22 protein-coding genes are annotated in these 15,355 nt (G+C 71.0%); 10 read left to right on the plus strand and 12 right to left on the minus strand.

Translation table 11 applies throughout. From position 1 onward, the window contains the following. Positions 1–201: 201 nt before the first annotated feature. On the minus strand, positions 202–846 hold the full coding sequence (locus tag ASG87_RS00325) for an RIO1 family regulatory kinase/ATPase (RefSeq protein WP_055999101.1): 645 nt from the start codon (positions 844–846) through the stop codon (positions 202–204). A gap of 98 nt (positions 847–944) precedes the next feature. Between ASG87_RS00325 and ASG87_RS00330 the strand changes: the two genes are divergently transcribed. Next, the gene (locus tag ASG87_RS00330; protein ID WP_055999104.1) at positions 945–1,427 is read left to right on the plus strand and encodes a DUF456 domain-containing protein; all 483 of its coding nucleotides are present in this window, start codon (positions 945–947) and stop codon (positions 1,425–1,427) included. Between the two features lie 68 nt (positions 1,428–1,495). Here ASG87_RS00330 and ASG87_RS00335 read toward each other — a convergent pair whose 3' ends face one another. Both ASG87_RS00335 and ASG87_RS00340 read right to left on the minus strand, forming a co-directional pair. Next, a complete protein-coding gene (locus tag ASG87_RS00335) occupies positions 1,496–2,167 on the minus strand; it encodes a hemolysin III family protein (RefSeq protein WP_055999107.1) in 672 nt (223 codons plus the stop codon). 85 nt (positions 2,168–2,252) lie between these two features. Next, positions 2,253–2,690, minus strand: a complete 438-nt coding sequence (locus tag ASG87_RS00340; RefSeq protein WP_055999110.1) for a hypothetical protein — start codon at positions 2,688–2,690, stop codon at positions 2,253–2,255. A 448-nt stretch (positions 2,691–3,138) separates the two neighbouring features. Here ASG87_RS00340 and ASG87_RS00345 point away from each other — a divergent pair, with 448 nt between their 5' ends. Further along, on the plus strand, positions 3,139–3,798 hold the full coding sequence (locus tag ASG87_RS00345; protein ID WP_055999112.1) for an energy transducer TonB: 660 nt from the start codon (positions 3,139–3,141) through the stop codon (positions 3,796–3,798). 92 nt (positions 3,799–3,890) lie between these two features. Here the strand turns inward: ASG87_RS00345 and ASG87_RS00350 are convergent, their stop codons facing one another. Next, positions 3,891–4,181 carry a hypothetical protein gene (locus tag ASG87_RS00350; protein WP_055999115.1) on the minus strand — a complete coding sequence of 97 codons (291 nt, stop codon included), beginning with the start codon at positions 4,179–4,181 and terminating at the stop codon, positions 3,891–3,893. A 216-nt stretch (positions 4,182–4,397) separates the two neighbouring features. Between ASG87_RS00350 and ASG87_RS00355 the strand changes: the two genes are divergently transcribed. Both ASG87_RS00355 and ASG87_RS00360 read left to right on the plus strand, forming a co-directional pair. Beyond that, entirely contained in the window at positions 4,398–4,976 is a 579-nt protein-coding gene (locus tag ASG87_RS00355) for a cysteine dioxygenase family protein (protein ID WP_055999118.1), read from the plus strand. A gap of 49 nt (positions 4,977–5,025) precedes the next feature. After that, the gene (locus tag ASG87_RS00360) at positions 5,026–6,405 is read left to right on the plus strand and encodes an FAD/NAD(P)-binding protein (RefSeq protein ID WP_055999121.1); all 1,380 of its coding nucleotides are present in this window, start codon (positions 5,026–5,028) and stop codon (positions 6,403–6,405) included. A 27-nt stretch (positions 6,406–6,432) separates the two neighbouring features. Here the strand turns inward: ASG87_RS00360 and ASG87_RS00365 are convergent, their stop codons facing one another. Next, positions 6,433–6,801, minus strand: a complete 369-nt coding sequence (locus ASG87_RS00365) for a hypothetical protein (protein ID WP_055999124.1) — start codon at positions 6,799–6,801, stop codon at positions 6,433–6,435. Positions 6,802–6,916: 115 nt separating this feature from the next. Between ASG87_RS00365 and pncA the strand changes: the two genes are divergently transcribed. Continuing rightward, positions 6,917–7,546, plus strand: a complete 630-nt coding sequence (gene pncA, locus ASG87_RS00370; protein WP_055999127.1) for a bifunctional nicotinamidase/pyrazinamidase — start codon at positions 6,917–6,919, stop codon at positions 7,544–7,546. A gap of 5 nt (positions 7,547–7,551) precedes the next feature. Here the strand turns inward: pncA and ASG87_RS00375 are convergent, their stop codons facing one another. Then, on the minus strand, positions 7,552–7,740 hold the full coding sequence (locus ASG87_RS00375) for a CPXCG motif-containing cysteine-rich protein (protein WP_055999130.1): 189 nt from the start codon (positions 7,738–7,740) through the stop codon (positions 7,552–7,554). A 73-nt stretch (positions 7,741–7,813) separates the two neighbouring features. On the opposite strand from ASG87_RS00375, the gene ASG87_RS00380 reads away from it, so the two are divergent. Further along, positions 7,814–8,083, plus strand: a complete 270-nt coding sequence (locus tag ASG87_RS00380; protein WP_055999133.1) for a hypothetical protein — start codon at positions 7,814–7,816, stop codon at positions 8,081–8,083. Positions 8,084–8,091: 8 nt separating this feature from the next. Further along, positions 8,092–8,604 (plus strand): M48 family metallopeptidase, encoded by a 513-nt coding sequence (locus tag ASG87_RS00385; RefSeq protein ID WP_055999136.1) that lies wholly within the window; start codon positions 8,092–8,094, stop codon positions 8,602–8,604. Here ASG87_RS00385 and ASG87_RS00390 read toward each other — a convergent pair. The 5 genes from ASG87_RS00390 to ASG87_RS00410 all read right to left on the minus strand — a co-directional run bounded on the left by ASG87_RS00390 (position 8,601) and on the right by ASG87_RS00410 (position 11,953). Next, the gene (locus ASG87_RS00390) at positions 8,601–9,062 is read right to left on the minus strand and encodes a putative toxin-antitoxin system toxin component, PIN family (RefSeq protein WP_235499526.1); all 462 of its coding nucleotides are present in this window, start codon (positions 9,060–9,062) and stop codon (positions 8,601–8,603) included. The genes ASG87_RS00385 and ASG87_RS00390 overlap by 4 nt on opposite strands. 10 nt (positions 9,063–9,072) lie before the next feature. Next, entirely contained in the window at positions 9,073–9,798 is a 726-nt protein-coding gene (locus tag ASG87_RS00395; RefSeq protein ID WP_055999139.1) for an HAD family hydrolase, read from the minus strand. A gap of 296 nt (positions 9,799–10,094) precedes the next feature. Then, complete coding sequence (locus ASG87_RS00400; protein ID WP_055999142.1) at positions 10,095–10,889, minus strand: N-acetylmuramoyl-L-alanine amidase; 795 nt, start codon at positions 10,887–10,889, stop codon at positions 10,095–10,097. Between the two features lie 102 nt (positions 10,890–10,991). After that, positions 10,992–11,519: a hypothetical protein gene (locus tag ASG87_RS00405; protein ID WP_056000186.1), complete on the minus strand. Its 528-nt coding sequence runs from the start codon at positions 11,517–11,519 to the stop codon at positions 10,992–10,994. Between the two features lie 50 nt (positions 11,520–11,569). Continuing rightward, on the minus strand, positions 11,570–11,953 hold the full coding sequence (locus ASG87_RS00410) for a YciI family protein (protein WP_055999145.1): 384 nt from the start codon (positions 11,951–11,953) through the stop codon (positions 11,570–11,572). Between the two features lie 82 nt (positions 11,954–12,035). On the opposite strand from ASG87_RS00410, the gene tsaA reads away from it, so the two are divergent. Both tsaA and ASG87_RS00420 read left to right on the plus strand, forming a co-directional pair. Continuing rightward, on the plus strand, positions 12,036–12,572 hold the full coding sequence (tsaA, locus tag ASG87_RS00415) for a tRNA (N6-threonylcarbamoyladenosine(37)-N6)-methyltransferase TrmO (RefSeq protein ID WP_055999148.1): 537 nt from the start codon (positions 12,036–12,038) through the stop codon (positions 12,570–12,572). Positions 12,573–12,629: 57 nt separating this feature from the next. Further along, positions 12,630–13,481, plus strand: a complete 852-nt coding sequence (locus tag ASG87_RS00420; protein ID WP_055999151.1) for an META and DUF4377 domain-containing protein — start codon at positions 12,630–12,632, stop codon at positions 13,479–13,481. Between the two features lie 164 nt (positions 13,482–13,645). Here ASG87_RS00420 and ASG87_RS00425 read toward each other — a convergent pair whose 3' ends face one another. After that, complete coding sequence (locus ASG87_RS00425) at positions 13,646–14,155, minus strand: RidA family protein (protein WP_200948950.1); 510 nt, start codon at positions 14,153–14,155, stop codon at positions 13,646–13,648. 376 nt (positions 14,156–14,531) lie between these two features. Between ASG87_RS00425 and ASG87_RS00430 the strand changes: the two genes are divergently transcribed. Beyond that, entirely contained in the window at positions 14,532–15,323 is a 792-nt protein-coding gene (locus ASG87_RS00430) for an endonuclease/exonuclease/phosphatase family protein (protein ID WP_235499547.1), read from the plus strand. Positions 15,324–15,355 lie beyond the last annotated feature (32 nt).

Below are 15,355 nucleotides of genomic sequence, written 5' to 3' on the forward strand. Positions count from 1 at the left end.
CGCCATCGGCCCTTTCGCGACTCCGGCTTGCTCTACGACCGCCCCCTTCCCCTCACCGTCATTCCGGCGAAGGCCGGAATCCAGTGAAGTATGCGTGCGAAGCACACGAAACAGGCTTTGCGTGCTTCGCACGAGTCATTGACTGGATTCCGGCCTTCGCCGGAATGACGGGTGCGTGCAGGGAGAAGGTGGGACGCCCCCTCACTCCCGCACCCGCCCCTTGCCCTCGTTGTCCCAGTAGCCGAATACCCGCCGGGCGATCAGCTTGTAGAGCCGCTTGCCGGTGGCGCGCCACAGCCGCGAATGCGGTGCGGGCGTGTCGAGGATCGCGCGCTGGCGGGCACTGAGCGCCGCCGGGCAGTAGGTGCGCTTGTGCTTGAGCAGGTGGCGCAGGTCCTCGCGCGCGAGCAGGCGGAACAGCCGGCCGCGGCGGCCGCGGGTCCAGGCGATCTGGAAATCCACCAGCGCCGGGCGGCCGTCCTCGCGCACCAGCCAGTTCGGCTCCTTCGCCAGGTCGTTGTGCACGATGCCGCGCCGGTGCAACTGCGCGAGCAGGCGCAAGGCATCCCGGTAGTAGCCGCGGTCGCGCGGCTGCGCCTGCTGCATCGGCGCGCCGGCGATATAGCTGCGCAGCAGCTCGCGGCCGTCCCAGCCGAGCAGGGCGGGCACGCCGTCGATGCCGGCCAGCCGGGCCAGCGCGCGCGCCTCGCGCGCGGCGGCGCGGCGGGCGAACGCGCGCGCCCACCAGCGGGCGGCGGCCACGTCGCGGCGGATCACGCGGCGGCCGCCGCGCGTGGCGATTTCGATGCGGCCCAGTTCGTCGGCCTTGAGCAGGATGTCGTCCACGGGTCTCCGGCGGCACGTATCCGGCGCACATTTTCGGCCGGGAGCGTCTATTGTGCCCCGACCGGGCCCGCGAGGCCGCGTCGGCAAGGGAGCGTTCCATGGACATCGCGCTGTACCTGCTTGCCGCGATCCTGATCGTCGGCGGCCTCGCCGGCGCCGTGCTGCCCGCCCTGCCGGGCATCCCGATGGTGTTCGGCGGCATCTGGCTGGCCGCCGCGGTGGACGGCTACCGGCACCTCGGCGCGTGGTGGCTGGGCATCATCGCCGTGCTCGGCACGCTCGGCGTGATCGTGGACTTCGTCGCCGCCACGCTCGGCGCCAAGCGCGTGGGCGCGAGCCGCGCGGCGCTGTGGGGCGCCAGCCTGGGCACCCTCGTCGGCATGTTCTTCGGCATTCCCGGCCTGCTGTTCGGCCCCTTCCTCGGCGCCCTGGCCGGCGAGCTGGCCACCGGCACCAGCGTGCTGCGCTCCACCCACGTCGGCGTAGGCACCTGGCTGGGCCTGCTGTTCGGCACCCTGGTGAAGCTGGTGATCTCCTTCGTCATGGTCGGCCTGTTCGGGCTAGCCATGTTGTTCGGCTGAGCGCGGCCGGAACGACGGCAGGCATCCGCCATGCCAGCGATGCGCAGGCACTCGGCAGCAAGCCCGGCTCAGGCCCGGTCGGGAATCACGTAGAGCAGCACCGCCAGATAGTGCAGCACGCTGCCGGCCAGCACGAAGCCGTGCCATACCGCATGGTGGTAAGGCAGCCGGCGCGCCAGGTAGAACGGCACGCCCAGCGTGTAGGCCACGCCGCCGGCGATCAGCAACACCATGCCGCCGGTTTCCAGGTGCGCGCTCAGCGGCTTGAACGCGACCATGCCGATCCAGCCCATCGCCACGTACAGGAATACCGCCAGCTTGCGGCCGTTGTAGCGGCGCAGCAGGCCCAGCTCCAGCGCGCTGCCGGCCAGCGCCAGCGTCCAGATCGCGCCGAACAGGCCCCAGCCCCACGCCCCCGGCAGGGCGACCAGGGTGAACGGGGTATAGGTGCCGGCGATCAGCCAGAAGATCGCCAGGTGGTCGAGCGTGCGCAGCACCCGCCGCGGCAGTTCGCCCGGGATCGCGTGGTACAGCGTGGAGGCGGTGTACAGCAGGATCAGCGTGGTGCCGAACACCGCGCTCGCCATCACCGTCCGCGCATCGCCGTACAGCGCGGAGAACGCGACCAGCACCGCCAGCCCGGCGATGCTCAGCAGGATGCCGACGCCGTGGATCAGCGAGCTGGCCAGCTCGTCGCCGATGGCGTAGCGCGGAATGCCGGCGGTGGTTGATACGGGCATGCAGGGGACTCCCGGCGAAGCGGAGGACGCGCGTCCCGCCTACCTTAACGGCGCCGGCGTCCCCTGCCTACCCGAGCGACGCCGCCTACTCGATGATGAAGGCGCCGAACGCCACGCCGAGGTTCCAGCCCTGGCCCTTGCCGCTCAGCGCCAGCGACACGTTGCCCTTGGTCAGCACCTGCGCATCGGCCGACTTCTCCGCACCCGCGTGCGCCTCGGCGTTGGCGTAATGGCCGAGCACGTCGCGCACGTTGGAGACGCCGCTGAACTTGCCGATGCCGTCGGTGATCTTGGTCTTGCCGAAGGTCAGCCCGCCGCCCTTCGCCCGCAGCTTCACGTGCAGGGTCTGGCCGTTGCTGCAATGGACCGTGCCGCTGCCGCTGGCGGTCTTGTAGAACACCGACCAGCCGGACAGCTCGAAATTCATCTTGCACGATACCTCGCCGGCCTGCGCCGACAGCGGCAGCAGCACCGCCCCCAGCAGCACGATCGCCGCCGCCGTGATTCCCTTTCGCTTGCCCATGTCTCCTCCCATAGCAAACCCAGCCCGGCCGGTTGCCGGCAGGCGATTGTTGCAGGCCCTCCTGAACTGCGAGTCAATCGCCGCGTGAAAACGGCTTTCACCCGGCCTGCACGGCGACGCAAACCCGGCCCTGCAAAATTGGCCGCGGATGCACCGCATCCCCCTGTGCATCCCCCCCTATCTGCCCCGCCCCTGTGCGGGGCTTTTTTTGCGCCCAGCCATCCAGCCGGCTCGACCCCGCCCGCGTCCGATCCGCGTTCCATCCTTCGGCTATCGACCGCAGGGAGGATCCGCCCGAACACCCAGCCCCACGCGCCGCGCAGGCGGGTTCCGGCCGGCTTGCGCGAACGCACGGGACAGGCATAGGCTGGCGCTGCGCCCGCACCATCCCCCGCTGCCTGGCAGCGTGCCGGCGCCAAAAAACGAAATCAGCCGTCAGGAGGTCGCCATGTCGTCCGCAAGCCTGGCTGTACCCTGCCGCACGCCCGATCGCGTGCATATCGCCGCCCTCAGCGCGGCCCTCGCCCTCAACCTCGCCGTCCTGCTGCTGGCCTTGCGGCCGCTGCCGCCGAGCTTCCTGGACGCGCCGCGGTCGAGCGCGGCGATCCCGCTGCATTGGATCCCGGCGCCTCCGAAGACGCCCGATCCGCCCCCGCTCGACGTCAAGCCGCTGACCAGGGCCCCCGTCCAGGCGCCGCCAGCCACCCACGTGGCGCCGCCCGCCGTCGCGCCGCCGGCGGTGGCTGTCGACGACGGCCGCCTTGCCCTGCCGCCGGCCATGCCGGCGATCGCCCCGCCCGCTCCCACACCCGCGGCAGCCTCCGAGCCGGTGGAAACCAGCCTGGGCTACCGCACGGCGCCGCTGAAATTCCCGGCCACGGCGATCCGCCGGCACATGCACGGCACCGTGCTGTTGCGCGTCCTGGTTGACGAACAGGGCAAGCCGCTCGACGTGGTGATCGAGCGCAGCAGCGGCCACGAACTGCTCGACCGCAGCGCACGCGAGCAGGTACTGGCGTCCTGGCTGTTCCAGCCGGCGACGGTGGACGGCCGCCACGTGCGGGCGTGGGCGCGCGTGCCGGTCAGCTTCGATCTGCGCGAGCTGTAGAACGCCCGCGGCACGATGCGGGAAGGCCCGGCCGGCAATGCCGGACCGGGCCCTTCCACGGCAACCGCGAATTCCAGGATCTACGGATAGGTCTAATGGGCGCAGCTTCCGGTCGACGCCGGCGCGCGCTTGTTGGCGCGCACGATCGCCCAGACCAGCGCCGCCAGCAGCAGCACCGGCAGGCACAGCGGCAGCAGCGCGATGGCGACCAGCGGCGCGACGACCAGCAAGGCGATGCCGCCGAACACCAGCCCCACCGCGCCGGCGACCATACCGAACAAGCCGCCGATCAGCGCGAACGTCAGCTTGAACACCACGCCGATCAGCGAAGCGGCCAGCCACAAGGCACCGAACAGCGATACCACCACGATCAATTCGATCATCTGCGTACCTCCTGGGCGACGATGCGAGCGGATCGCACCATGACGGAAGTGGGATGCGGCCGGTCGGCAAAACGTTGGCATCCGGCACGACGGATTTTCCGCCGCCGCGCGGCCGCGCGCATACCGCAAAAGTCATGCTTCCGCATCGCTTCGGGTTACGCCGACTTAACGATGCGCATGCTCCACTTCGCTCCGGTTATCGCATGGCGTTTCTCCATGGGCATACATAGGCAGAGTCTGAAAACGCTGCGCCGGATCGCGCACGCGCACGGCCAGGGCGGGCATCCCGACCTCGCCTCGCTGGCGCGCGACCTCGGCAGCGCGATCCATCGGCATGCGGCGACGCTGGATGCCGAGCTGGCCTACCTGCGCGCGCCCGGACGCGGCTTCGAGCGGTGGCTGCTGGGCCATCGCCGTCGCGCCGGCATGCAGTTGCTGGTGATGGCGTGGCCGGCCAATTACGCCACGCCGGTGCACGACCACGGCGGCCTGTGGGGACTGGAGATCGCCCTGTACGGCGCGCTGGAAGTGCAGTCCTACGCACGCGATCCGTCGAGCGGCGAACTGCAGCCGCGCGGCCGCACCTGGCTGGGCCCGGGCGACGCCACCTGGTTCGACGCCGGCGAACCCGGCCTGCATCGCTGCCGCAACCTGTCGCGGCACGACACCGCACTGACGCTCCACGTATACGGCGGCAACCTGGCCGAGTACTTCGCGTACGAGCAGGCGCAGCCGGACCAGCCATGGCAGGCGCACCCGCGGCACGCCGCCGTCAGCGGCCGACTGCCGGCCTGACCGGCGCCGCTCGCGCGCGCCAACCAGCCACAAATCAGAAGGAAGCCCCATGTTTCGACGGGTCGCCATCATCGGCGGCGGCGCCGCGGCGGCGGCGCTGCTCAGCGAACTGCTCGAGCATCGCCCCGCTCGGCCGCTGCACCTGGACTGGTACACCGGCGGCGGCCGCGCCGGCCGCGGCGTGGCCTACGGCACCGATTCGCCGCGCCACCTGCTGAACGTGCGCGCGGCCTCGATGAGCATGTTCGCCGGCCGTCCGCGCGGCTTCCTCGATTACGCGCAACAAGGCGATCCCAGCGTGGCCGGCACCGATTTCCTGCCGCGCCGGCTGTACGGCGACTACCTGGAGGCGGAAGTGGCGCGCGCACTGGCGCAGGCGCGCGCCAGCGGCATCGACGTGCGCGTGATGCCGTTCGCGGTGGACGCGCTGGTGCCCGAGTCCGACGGCGTCACCGTGCTGCAGGGCGAGGAAAGCCGCCGCGTCGACGCCGCCGTGCTCGCGCTCGGCGCCCTGCCGGCGCAGCCGCTGGCGGGCGTCGAGGACGAGGCGATCGCCGGCGGCGGCTACGTGGTCGATCCCTGGGCGTTCCTGGCGCAGGTCCGGCCCGACCCGTCGCCGCGCGAAGTGGTGCTGATCGGCCTCGGCCTCACCGCGGTCGACGTGCTGCTCGAATTGTCCGCGCAGTGGCCGAACGCGCGATTCACCGCGATCTCCCGCCACGGCCTGCTGCCCGAGGCCCACCGGGCGTCGGCCGCGGTGCCGGCCGACGACGGCGGCAGCCTGGTCGAGGCGATGCGCGAGGCGCCGGGCATCCGCCCGTGGATGCGCCTGCTGCGCGAGGCCACGGCCGCCAGCCGCGACTGGCGCCCGGTGATCGACAGCCTGCGCCCGCATACCGCGGCCCTCTGGGCCGAGCTGCCGCGCGACGAGCGCGCCCGCTTCCTGCGCCATGCGCGCTGGGCGTGGGAACGCATTCGCCACCGGCTGCCGCCGCAGATCAACGAGGCGATCGCCGCGCTCGAACAGGACGGCCGCCTGCAACGCCGGCGCGGACGCGTGCAATCGGTGCGGCGCGGCGACGGCGGCAGGCTGCAACTGCAGGTCAGCCACGCCGGCGGCGCGCCGGTGCCGCTGCAGGCCGACCTGGTGATCCAGACCGTCGGCCTGGACACCGACGTGCGCCGCACGCCGCATCCGCTGGTGCGGCAATTGGTGACCAACGGCCACGTCATGCCCGACCCGCTGGGCATGGGCATGCAGGCGAGCGCCGACGGGCGCCTGCTGCACGAGGGCAAGCCGTGGGAACGGCTGTTCGCGATGGGCAGCCTGCTGCGCGGCACGCTGTGGGAATCCACCGCGATGCCCGAGATTCGCCAGCAGGCCCGCGGCCTCGCCGACCGCCTGCTGGGCGATCAACCGGCGCGCTGACCGCCCCGGCCAGAAGGCGCGCCGCCGCTAGCGCGGCGGACGCCGCGCATTGCAGACCGCCAGCGCGACGATCACGCCGAGCGTCGCCCCGACCAGCTCGCACAGCACGCGGATGCTGATGCCGTCCGGGTCGTGCACTTCGGCCAGCTTCACCTTCAGCAGTTGCAGCGACTCCAGCCGCGCGAAGTTGAAATAGAACATGTCCCACAGGTCGCCGCTGGCGGTCAGCGCCAGCGCCAGCAACCAGGCCCAGGCGATCTGCGCGCCGTGGCTGCGGCGACCGCGGGTGCGCCAGTGGATCAGCGCGAACAGCAACGCGGCGACCGCGGCGCTGATCGCGCCGGCCTCCAGCCCGCCGGTCCAGCCATAGCCCATCCACGATTGGTCGTAGTGCATTGTGCCCGGATGTCCTGTTCGTATCGGGCCATTATGCCGTGTCGCGGCGGCCGACCGGCCCCGGCGCGCCGGCCGCGCTAGACTTGCGCGCTCCGCTTCCGCTCAAGCCGCTCCTATGCTCCCTGCGCCGAGCCCCCATGCCGCCCTGATCCTGGTGGACGTGCAACCGGACTTCATGCCCGGCGGCGCGCTGGCCTGCCACGAGGGCGACGCTATCGTCGCCGGCATCGACCGCCTGCTGCGCACGCGCGCGTTCCGCCACGTGGTCGCCACGCAGGACTGGCACCCGCGCGACCACGTCTCGTTCGCCGCCAACCACCCCGGTCGCGCACCGTTCGAGCAGATCGCCCTGCACGGCCGGCCGCAGACGCTGTGGCCGGCGCATTGCGTGCAGGGTACGCCGGGGGCGGCGCTGCATCCGGCGATCGACTGGTCGGCGGCGGACCTGATCCTGCGCAAGGGCAGCGACCCGGGTGTGGATTCGTACAGCGCCTTCCGCGAGAACCACGGCCCGGACGGCGCGCGCCCCAGCACCGGCCTGGCCGGCTGGCTGCGCGAGCGCGGCATCGACGAGGTCTACCTGTGCGGCCTCGCCCGCGACGTGTGCGTGCTGTGGACCGCGCAGGACGCCGTGGCGCTGGGCTTGCGTGCGCGCCTGCTGTGGGATCTCACCCGCCCGGTCACGCCGGACGGCGACGCCGCCACCCGCGCCACGCTGCAATCGCTCGGCGTCGGCATCGACTGACCGCGTCAGGCGTCGTTCTCGCCCGCCGCGGCGACCCGCGGCTCGCCGTCGTCGCCGAGCGTCACGGTGAGCGTGATCGGCCGGCAGCACACCTGGCAGTCCTCGATGTACTGCTGGTCGCCCGCGCTGGCGTCGAGCAGCACCTCGACCGGCTCGCCGCAGTACGGGCAATCGATGGTGGCGGGGGTCAGCATGCGCGCTCGCTCCGTGGCGGGCCCGGGGATAGGCGGGCCGCTATACTGGCATGCAAACCAGGAACGAATCGTCATGACCGAGCGCACGTTCGACCGCTACCACGTCCGCTCCGGCGCCAGCGCCGAGGGCTCGCGCTTCACCGCCTGGCTGGCGGTCTCGCCGCGCGACGGCCGCGGTTTTCCCACCTACTACGCCATCTGCGAGAACCGCAGCTTCCGCGACAGGGGCAAGGCCGAGCAGGCCGCCGCCGCCGCGCTGGCCGACATGGCCGGACTGGAAGACGACGGCACCCCGATCTTCCCCGACGACTACACCGGCTTCGCCGACGACGCGGCACCCTGACGCCGCCGATGACGCCGTTGAAGTACCTCGCCGGCTACCCGCCGGCCGTACAGGAACAGGTGCGGCAGTTGATCGCGCAGGACCGGCTCGCCGACTACCTGCAACGGCGCTACCCGCAACGCCACGCGGTGCAGAGCGACAAGGCGCTGTACGCCTACGTCCAGGCGCTGAGGCAGGAGCACCTGCGCAACGCGCCCGGCATCGACAAGGTGCTGTACGACAGCAAGCTCGACGTGGTGCGCAAGGCGCTCGGCCTGCACAGCGCGATCTCGCGCGTGCACGGCGGCCGGCTCAAGGCGAAGAAGGAGATCCGCATCGCCTCGGTGTTCCGCGAGGCCGCGCCGGAATTCCTGCGCATGATCGTGGTGCACGAACTGGCGCACCTGAAGGAATTCGAGCACAACAAGGCGTTCTACCAACTGTGCTGCCACATGGAGCCGGACTACCACCAACTGGAATTCGACCTGCGTGTGTTCCTCAGTTGGCGCGAGCTGTCCGCGGCCAACGAACGCACACCCTAGCGCGCGATATTCCCGCGAAGGTCGCGATGCGGCGACCATGCCTGCGGCAGGCCGATCCAGAACAACCCCTCGCGCGCGCAGCGCGGCGCCAGCCTCAGCAGCTCGTTGTCCTTGCTGACCAGCCAGCGGGCGCCGGCGGCCTGGGCCAGTTCCAGGAATTTCTGGTCGTCCGGATCGGCGCAGCGCGGCAGCGCCACGCCAGGCTCCGCCTCCGCTTCGCCGTCCGGCAGGCAGCGCACCAGCGCATCGAACGCCTGCGCCAGGCCGGGGCGCAGCGTCTCGTCGATCGGCAACTGCGGGTAGTGCAGCACGCGCAGCCACTCCTCGCGGCAGTCGCGGCGGGTCACCGCCTCGATCGCGCCTTCGCGCATCGCCGCGTGCAGCGCGGCGGACTGCGGGTCGCCGAACAGGAACAGGTCGAGGCAGACGTTGGTGTCCAGCACGATGCGCGGCGGCACCGGCAAACCCTTATGCGGCAAGGCCGGCCGCACGCTGCGCCAGCTCGCGCACCGCCGCGGGAATCGCCGCCGGCGCATCGGCCGTCACGTAGCGTTGCGTATCGTCGCCGAGGCCGTTCTCCAGCTCGTGCGCCCAGGTCACGTGGTAGGGCATGTGCACGCCCCAGCCGCCCAACCGCACCACCGGTTCGATGTCCGAACGCAGCGAATTGCCGACCATCGCGAACTGCGCCGGCTCGAGCCCGAACTCGGCGAACAGCCGCCTGTAGGTCGCGGCATCCTTTTCCGACACGATCTCGATGCGCCGGAACAGGTCGGCCAGCCCCGACTGCTCCACCTTCTTTTCCTGGTGGAACAGGTCGCCCTTGGTGATCAGCACCACGTGGTACTGCTCCGCCACCGCCCGCACCGCCTCGCGTATGCCCGGCAGCAGCTCCACCGGATGCTGCAGCACGCCCTTGCCGATCGCCACGATCCGGTGGATGTCCTGCGCGGTGATGCGCGAATCCGTCAGCGCGATCGCCGTCTCCACCATCGACAGCGTCATGCCCTTCGCGCCGTAGCCGAACAGCTTCAGGTTGCGCCGCTCGGTCGCCAGCATCTGCTCGTGCAGGCGAAGGTCGGCCAGATCGACGTAGCCGCCAAGGATCGCCTCGAACGCCTTGCCGGCGTCCTGGTAATAGCCCTCGCTGTGCCAGAGCGTGTCGTCGCCGTCGAAGCCGATCATCTGGAGCATGCCAAACTCTTTCGCGTAACTGCTGGCGGAGCAGCATGGCATCTCCATCGGCAGGTGTCGATCAATGCCGGCGCTGAGCCCATGCCCCCGCCGCTGGCGGCATGGCGGGGTATACCAAGGACGCCATCCCCACTGAATGGCCTGCGCCGCCACGGCCGGCTTTCCTTCATCGTCTGCAACCGGCACGGCATGCGGTCCGAAGAGGATCGCGGGTGTGTGCGGGCGACCGGCGTTCCGTGGCGGCGACTCAATTCGCCGCACCGATCGCATACCCTATGGCGCTGCCGGAAGCAGAACTACGGTATCGCCTGCGTGGAAGGCGCAGCGACCAATTGCTGGCTCAGCGCATACAGCACGCGCAGGTCCTCGGCGTCGAGCGTGTCGCCCTCGATGCCGCGGAAGTGGTGGTGGAAGGACACCACCGCCGCCGGGCGGTCTTCCAGCGGATAGCCGATCGCGGCCAGTGCCAGCCAGGGATCGAAGCCGGCCGGCGGATCGACCAGCGCGCCTTGCGGCCACATCCCGAAGCCGGCGTCGGCGAGCTGCTTCCACGGGAACAGCGGCCCCGGATCGTTCTTGCGGCCCGGCGCCAGGTCCTCGTGGCCGATGATCTGGGTGCGCGGAATGTGCAGCCGCTCGGTGAGATCGTCGAGCAGGCGCAGCAGGCTGGCGATCTGCGCCGGCGCGAACGGCGAGTGGCCGTTGTTGTCCAGCTCGATCCCGATCGAGGACGAGTTCAGGTCGGTGATCGTGCCCCAGCGGCCCGGGCCGGCCTGCCAGGCGCGCAGTTCGTCGGCGACGAGCTGGTAGATGTGGCCGTCGCTGCCGATCAGGTAATGGGCGCTCACCGGCCCGCCGCTGTTCTTCGTGCGCAGCGTGTCCAGGCTCTGCTGCACCGAATCCTGGTCGGTGAAATGCAGCACGATCAGCACCGGCCGGCGGATGTCGTAGTTGGGGGACGGCACCCAGGTCGCCAAGGGATTGCGCGACGGCGCCGCGGCGCAGCCGGCGAGCAGGGCGAGCGCCGCCAGCAGGATCGTGCGGGGAAGACCGCGCCCCAGCGGGCGCGACGCGCGAGTCGGACGAGACATGCGTACTCCTGCACCAAGGATTCCGCACCGATCATGCAGCAAGGCGGCGGCGCGCCCAACCGTCGGCGAGGCCGCGCCCCTGCCGGCCAAGGCCAGCGCGCCTCAGCCCAGCTCGCCGGCCGTGCGCAGGCCGATGCCCATCGCCGCGGCCAGCTCGCGCATCGGTTCGCTGTCGCGCGCCAGCGTGATCCAGCCGGCGAAGGTGCCGTCGCCGGGCTCCCATGCCCATACGACATAGCCGAACTCGGCCAGGCGGTCGCCGGCCACCGCGAGCAGCGCCGCCACGTCGGTATCCTCGAAGAATTCCTCGTCGTCCGGCTCGCCGTCCCAGTCGATGGCGAGGCTCCAGCGCGCGGCCAGTTCGTCGAGCGCCTGCACCAGCGAGCGCGGATCCTGGGCGTCGACGTAGAAGCCCGAGCGCCAGTCGATCACCCGGCCGACCACCTCGACCGGATCGCCCTCGTCGCCGGCCTGCACCGCGTCGCGGTATGCCGCGAACTGCTGCAGGGCGGTTTCCTCGTCGCCAGGGTTGATCAGCAGCAGCAGGCGCCAGACCTGCGCTTCGACCGAATCCTCGCCGGCGTCGTCGAAATCCCGCTCGTGGTCGTCATCGTCGTCGTAGGCGTTCATGCGCGGCTCGTCGTGGAAGGCTTCGTGGGCGGCCAATGGCGGACGGGCATTCAGCCTTCCGCCGCGCCGACCCGGCGGCGCACCGCGCCGATGTCGCGCACCGGGCGGACCTCGATGCAGCCGGTCGCCGCCCACGGGAATTCGGCGGCGATCCGTACCGCTTCGTCGATGTCCTCCGCCTCGATCAGGTTGAAGCCGCCCAGGTATTCCTTGGTCTCGGCGAACGGCCCGTCCAGCACGCTCATGCGCTGGTTGCGCACGCGCACCGACTTGGCGGCGGCGGCCGGTTCGAGCTGCTGCGAATCGAGCAGGCGCCCCTGCGCACGCAACTCGTCGGCATGTTCCAGGCAGCCGCGCATCAGCGTGTCGAAGCGGCCTTCCGGCAGGGCGTCGAGCAGCGTGTCGTCGGTGTAGATCATCATCAGGAATTTCATGGCGTCCTCGGCGGGGTGTGGGAGAGCAGCCTGCGGGCGGGCGTCGGTGGATAATGCGGCCGCCAACGCCCGAACGCCCATCATGCACGACAGCCACGACGCATTCATCTGCCGACCGATCGCCCACGTCCGCTCGCCGTACGCGCGGCGCATCGACGCGCCGCACCAGCCCACCGTGGTGGAGGGCACCGAGACCGGCGCGCAGGCCGAGGCCCGCATCGAGTTCGTGGCCGGCTTTCCCGAGGCGGCGTTCGGCGATCTCGCCGGTTTCGAGCGGATCTGGCTGGTGTTCGTGTTCGACCGCAGCGAGGGCTGGAAGGCGCAGGTGCGTCCGCCGCGCGGCGGCGGCAAGCGCGGGGTGCTGGCGACGCGCTCGCCGCACCGGCCCAATGCGATCGGGCTGTCGGCGGTGGAGTTGCTGGCGGTCGAGGGCCATGGGTTGCGCGTACGCGGGCTGGACCTGCTCGACGGCACGCCGATCCTCGACATCAAGCCGTACGTGCCCTATGCGGACGCCTTCCCGCAGGCGCGCGCCGGCTGGATCGACGAGATCGACGCCGCGCAGGGCCGGCATTCCGCCCCGGGCCCCCGCCGGCCGCGATCCGCACCGCCGCGCTGAGCCTCGACCCCGTACTGCGCTATCGTGCGTTTCACCCGTACCCATCCGGAGAAAACCATGAAATACAGCCTGCTGTTGCTGCCGCTCGCCCTCGCCGCCTGCTCGCCGGCGCCCTCGTCCGACACGCCGGCCGCGCCGCCCGCCGCCGCCACCGCTGCGGCACCGGCGGCACCGGCGGCACCGTCCAGCACGGCCGCAACGACCGGCACCGTGGATGCCGCCCTGCTCGGCCGCTACCACTGGCAGTTGAACGAAGCCACCGGCAGCGACGGCAAGCGCATCGACGCGCTGTTCGCGCGCCCGGACAAGCCGGTGCAGCTCGACTTCGCCGACGGCCGGGTCAGCGTCAGTAATACCTGCAACCACATGGGCGGCGGCTACCGCATCGAGGGCGACCGCCTGCAGGTCGAGTCGATGATGCACACTTTGATGGCCTGCTCCGAACCCGGTGTGAGCGCGCTGGACGGCGCGATCGGCGACCGCCTGCAAGGACACCCGAAGCTGAGCCTGCACGATGCCGGCGACGCGCCGCGGCTGAGCCTGCTCACCGACGGCGGCGATACCCTGGTATTCACCGGCCAGCCCACCGCCGAGACCCGCTACGGCGGCCCCGGCGTCACCGAGTTCCTCGAGGTGGCGGCGAAGACCGCGCCCTGCAGCCATCCGCTGATCCCGGACAAGCAGTGCCTGCAGGTACGCGAGCGCAAGTACGACGAGCACGGGCTGGCCGTCGGCAAGCCGGGCGAATGGCAGCCGCTGTACCAGGACATCGAGGGCTATACCCACGAAGACGGCGTGCGCAACGTGCTGCGGGTGAAGCGCTACGCGATCAAGAACCCGCCCGCCGACGCGCCGTCCAGCGCGCTGGTGCTGGACATGGTGGTCGAGTCCGAGACGACGAAGCACTGAAAACCGCCGCGCCTCGCCGGCCGGCGAGGCGCTTGCCGGCGACGGCCGGAGACGACTGCCTGGGCCTCGGGCGGATCGCGCGGGACGTCACGATGCAGGATCAATGGCGTCCCCGGGCCGGGTCATCCCCGGCCCGGGGACGGCAGGCCGCGGAACGGCTCCCGCTAGTCCGGCACCACCGCGATAGCGTCCACTTCCAGCAGCAGGCCGTCCCGCGCCAGCCGGCGCACTTCGACCAGGGTGCTGGCCGGTGGATGCGCGCGGTCGATGTAGCGGTCGCGCGCGGCGCGCAGTGCCTGCAACTGGCTCATGTCGGTGACGTACATGGTCAGCTTCACCACGTGGGAAAAGTCGGCGCCGGCGCCTTTCAGCGCGGTATCCAGGTTGGCGAACACCTGCTGCGCCTGCGCGGCGAAGTCGTTGGCGCCGACCAGCTTGCCCGCGCGGTCGAACGCGATCTGTCCCGACAGGTACAGCGTGCGCCCGGCCGGGGCCACCACCACGTGGGTGTAGCCGGCCGGCGACGCCAGGCCGGGTGGATCGACGAACCGCAAGCCGGCATCGGCCGAGGCCGGCCTCGCTGGCGCGGAAGCCGCGGCGGCTGGCTGCGCAAAGGCGGCCGAAACCAACGCGCCGGCCAGCAACGCGGCAAACGATCCTGGGGACTTGGACACGGCTTGCTCCTCTTGCGTGGCGGGAGCGCACGATGCTAGCCCAAGCCATCCCCGCACGGTCCGCCGGCGCGGTCCCAATCCGTGAGACGCACCGCCGCTAACTTGCCCCGGCCGATGCGGATCCCCTCCGGCTCGGCGCCGGCTCACCTGGCAGTGGTCGGTTCAAACCCCTTTGCCGCGCCGGCGTGCACCGGCGCGGCTTTTTTGCGTGGGCCACCGGGTCCGGCCGCGCAACGATCGCGACGCGCGGCTGTGCTACGGTCGTGAAGATCCCCCTCTTTCGACGGAGCCGGCCATGCGTTCCTTCCGCCTGTTTCTGATCGCCGCCCTGTGGGCTCTGTGCGCCGCGCCGCTGGCCGCGCAGACGTTGCGCGTGATGACCTTCAACGTGCGCCTGGGCACCGCCGACGACGGCCCCAACCGATGGGAGCTGCGGCGCGACATCATGGTGCGCACGATCCTCGAGCAGCATCCCGACCTGTTCGGCACGCAGGAACTGTACAAGTTCCAGGGCGACTACCTCGCCGGCAAGCTGCCGCAGTACCGCTGGTTCGGGCTCGGCCGCTTCGGCAACGACGGCGACGAGCACATGGGCGTGTTCTACCGCGCGGACCGGCTCGAGGTGGTGGAATCGGGCAACTTCTGGCTGTCCGACACACCGGACAAGCCGGGCAGCATCACCTGGGGCAACGTGTTCCCGCGCATGGTGACCTGGGCGCTGTTCGAGGTGAAGGCCACCCACCGGCGCTTCTACTACTACAACACGCACTTCCCGTACCGCGACCAGGACGAGCCGATCCGCACCCGCTCCGCACAGGCGATCCTGGCCCGCATGAAGACCCTGCCCGCCGGCGTGCCGTTCGTGCTCACCGGCGATTTCAACAGCCCGCCCGACCGGCCCGACCACGCCCTGCTCACCCGCACGCTGCACGACGCCTGGCTCGACGCGGCGAAGCGCAGCGGCCCGGAAGCCACCTTCCACAATTTCACCGGCAAGCCGGACCATCGGATCGACTGGATCCTCTACCGCGGCTTCAAGGCCAGCGACGTGCGCACCGTCACCACGCAGCAGGACGGCCGCTATCCGTCGGACCACTTCCCGGTGGTGGCCGACCTGCAATGGCTGCCCTCGGCGGCCGCGAGCGGGAGCGCCGGTAGCAGCCACTGAGCCCCTCCGGCACGACGCTTCCAGGGAGCCTC

The sequence above is a fragment of the Frateuria sp. Soil773 genome, from assembly GCF_001428405.1.
GTDB lineage: Bacteria > Pseudomonadota > Gammaproteobacteria > Xanthomonadales > Rhodanobacteraceae > LMSL01.

What these genes read in the sequence shown, in the direction of transcription:
- ASG87_RS00330 (WP_055999104.1), top strand. Translation starts at nt 945, where the DNA reads ATGGACATCGCGCTGTACCTGCTTGCCGCGATCCTGATCGTCGGCGGC.
- ASG87_RS00335 (WP_055999107.1), bottom strand. Translation starts at nt 2,167, where the DNA reads ATGCCCGTATCAACCACCGCCGGCATTCCGCGCTACGCCATCGGCGAC.
- ASG87_RS00340 (WP_055999110.1), bottom strand. Translation starts at nt 2,690, where the DNA reads ATGGGCAAGCGAAAGGGAATCACGGCGGCGGCGATCGTGCTGCTGGGG.
- ASG87_RS00345 (WP_055999112.1), top strand. Translation starts at nt 3,139, where the DNA reads ATGTCGTCCGCAAGCCTGGCTGTACCCTGCCGCACGCCCGATCGCGTG.
- ASG87_RS00350 (WP_055999115.1), bottom strand. Translation starts at nt 4,181, where the DNA reads ATGATCGAATTGATCGTGGTGGTATCGCTGTTCGGTGCCTTGTGGCTG.
- ASG87_RS00355 (WP_055999118.1), top strand. Translation starts at nt 4,398, where the DNA reads ATGGGCATACATAGGCAGAGTCTGAAAACGCTGCGCCGGATCGCGCAC.
- ASG87_RS00360 (WP_055999121.1), top strand. Translation starts at nt 5,026, where the DNA reads ATGTTTCGACGGGTCGCCATCATCGGCGGCGGCGCCGCGGCGGCGGCG.
- ASG87_RS00365 (WP_055999124.1), bottom strand. Translation starts at nt 6,801, where the DNA reads ATGCACTACGACCAATCGTGGATGGGCTATGGCTGGACCGGCGGGCTG.
- pncA (WP_055999127.1), top strand. Translation starts at nt 6,917, where the DNA reads ATGCTCCCTGCGCCGAGCCCCCATGCCGCCCTGATCCTGGTGGACGTG.
- ASG87_RS00375 (WP_055999130.1), bottom strand. Translation starts at nt 7,740, where the DNA reads ATGCTGACCCCCGCCACCATCGATTGCCCGTACTGCGGCGAGCCGGTC.
- ASG87_RS00380 (WP_055999133.1), top strand. Translation starts at nt 7,814, where the DNA reads ATGACCGAGCGCACGTTCGACCGCTACCACGTCCGCTCCGGCGCCAGC.
- ASG87_RS00385 (WP_055999136.1), top strand. Translation starts at nt 8,092, where the DNA reads ATGACGCCGTTGAAGTACCTCGCCGGCTACCCGCCGGCCGTACAGGAA.
- ASG87_RS00395 (WP_055999139.1), bottom strand. Translation starts at nt 9,798, where the DNA reads ATGCTCCAGATGATCGGCTTCGACGGCGACGACACGCTCTGGCACAGC.
- ASG87_RS00400 (WP_055999142.1), bottom strand. Translation starts at nt 10,889, where the DNA reads ATGTCTCGTCCGACTCGCGCGTCGCGCCCGCTGGGGCGCGGTCTTCCC.
- ASG87_RS00405 (WP_056000186.1), bottom strand. Translation starts at nt 11,519, where the DNA reads ATGAACGCCTACGACGACGATGACGACCACGAGCGGGATTTCGACGAC.
- ASG87_RS00410 (WP_055999145.1), bottom strand. Translation starts at nt 11,953, where the DNA reads ATGAAATTCCTGATGATGATCTACACCGACGACACGCTGCTCGACGCC.
- tsaA (WP_055999148.1), top strand. Translation starts at nt 12,036, where the DNA reads ATGCACGACAGCCACGACGCATTCATCTGCCGACCGATCGCCCACGTC.
- ASG87_RS00420 (WP_055999151.1), top strand. Translation starts at nt 12,630, where the DNA reads ATGAAATACAGCCTGCTGTTGCTGCCGCTCGCCCTCGCCGCCTGCTCG.
- ASG87_RS00430 (WP_235499547.1), top strand. Translation starts at nt 14,532, where the DNA reads ATGACCTTCAACGTGCGCCTGGGCACCGCCGACGACGGCCCCAACCGA.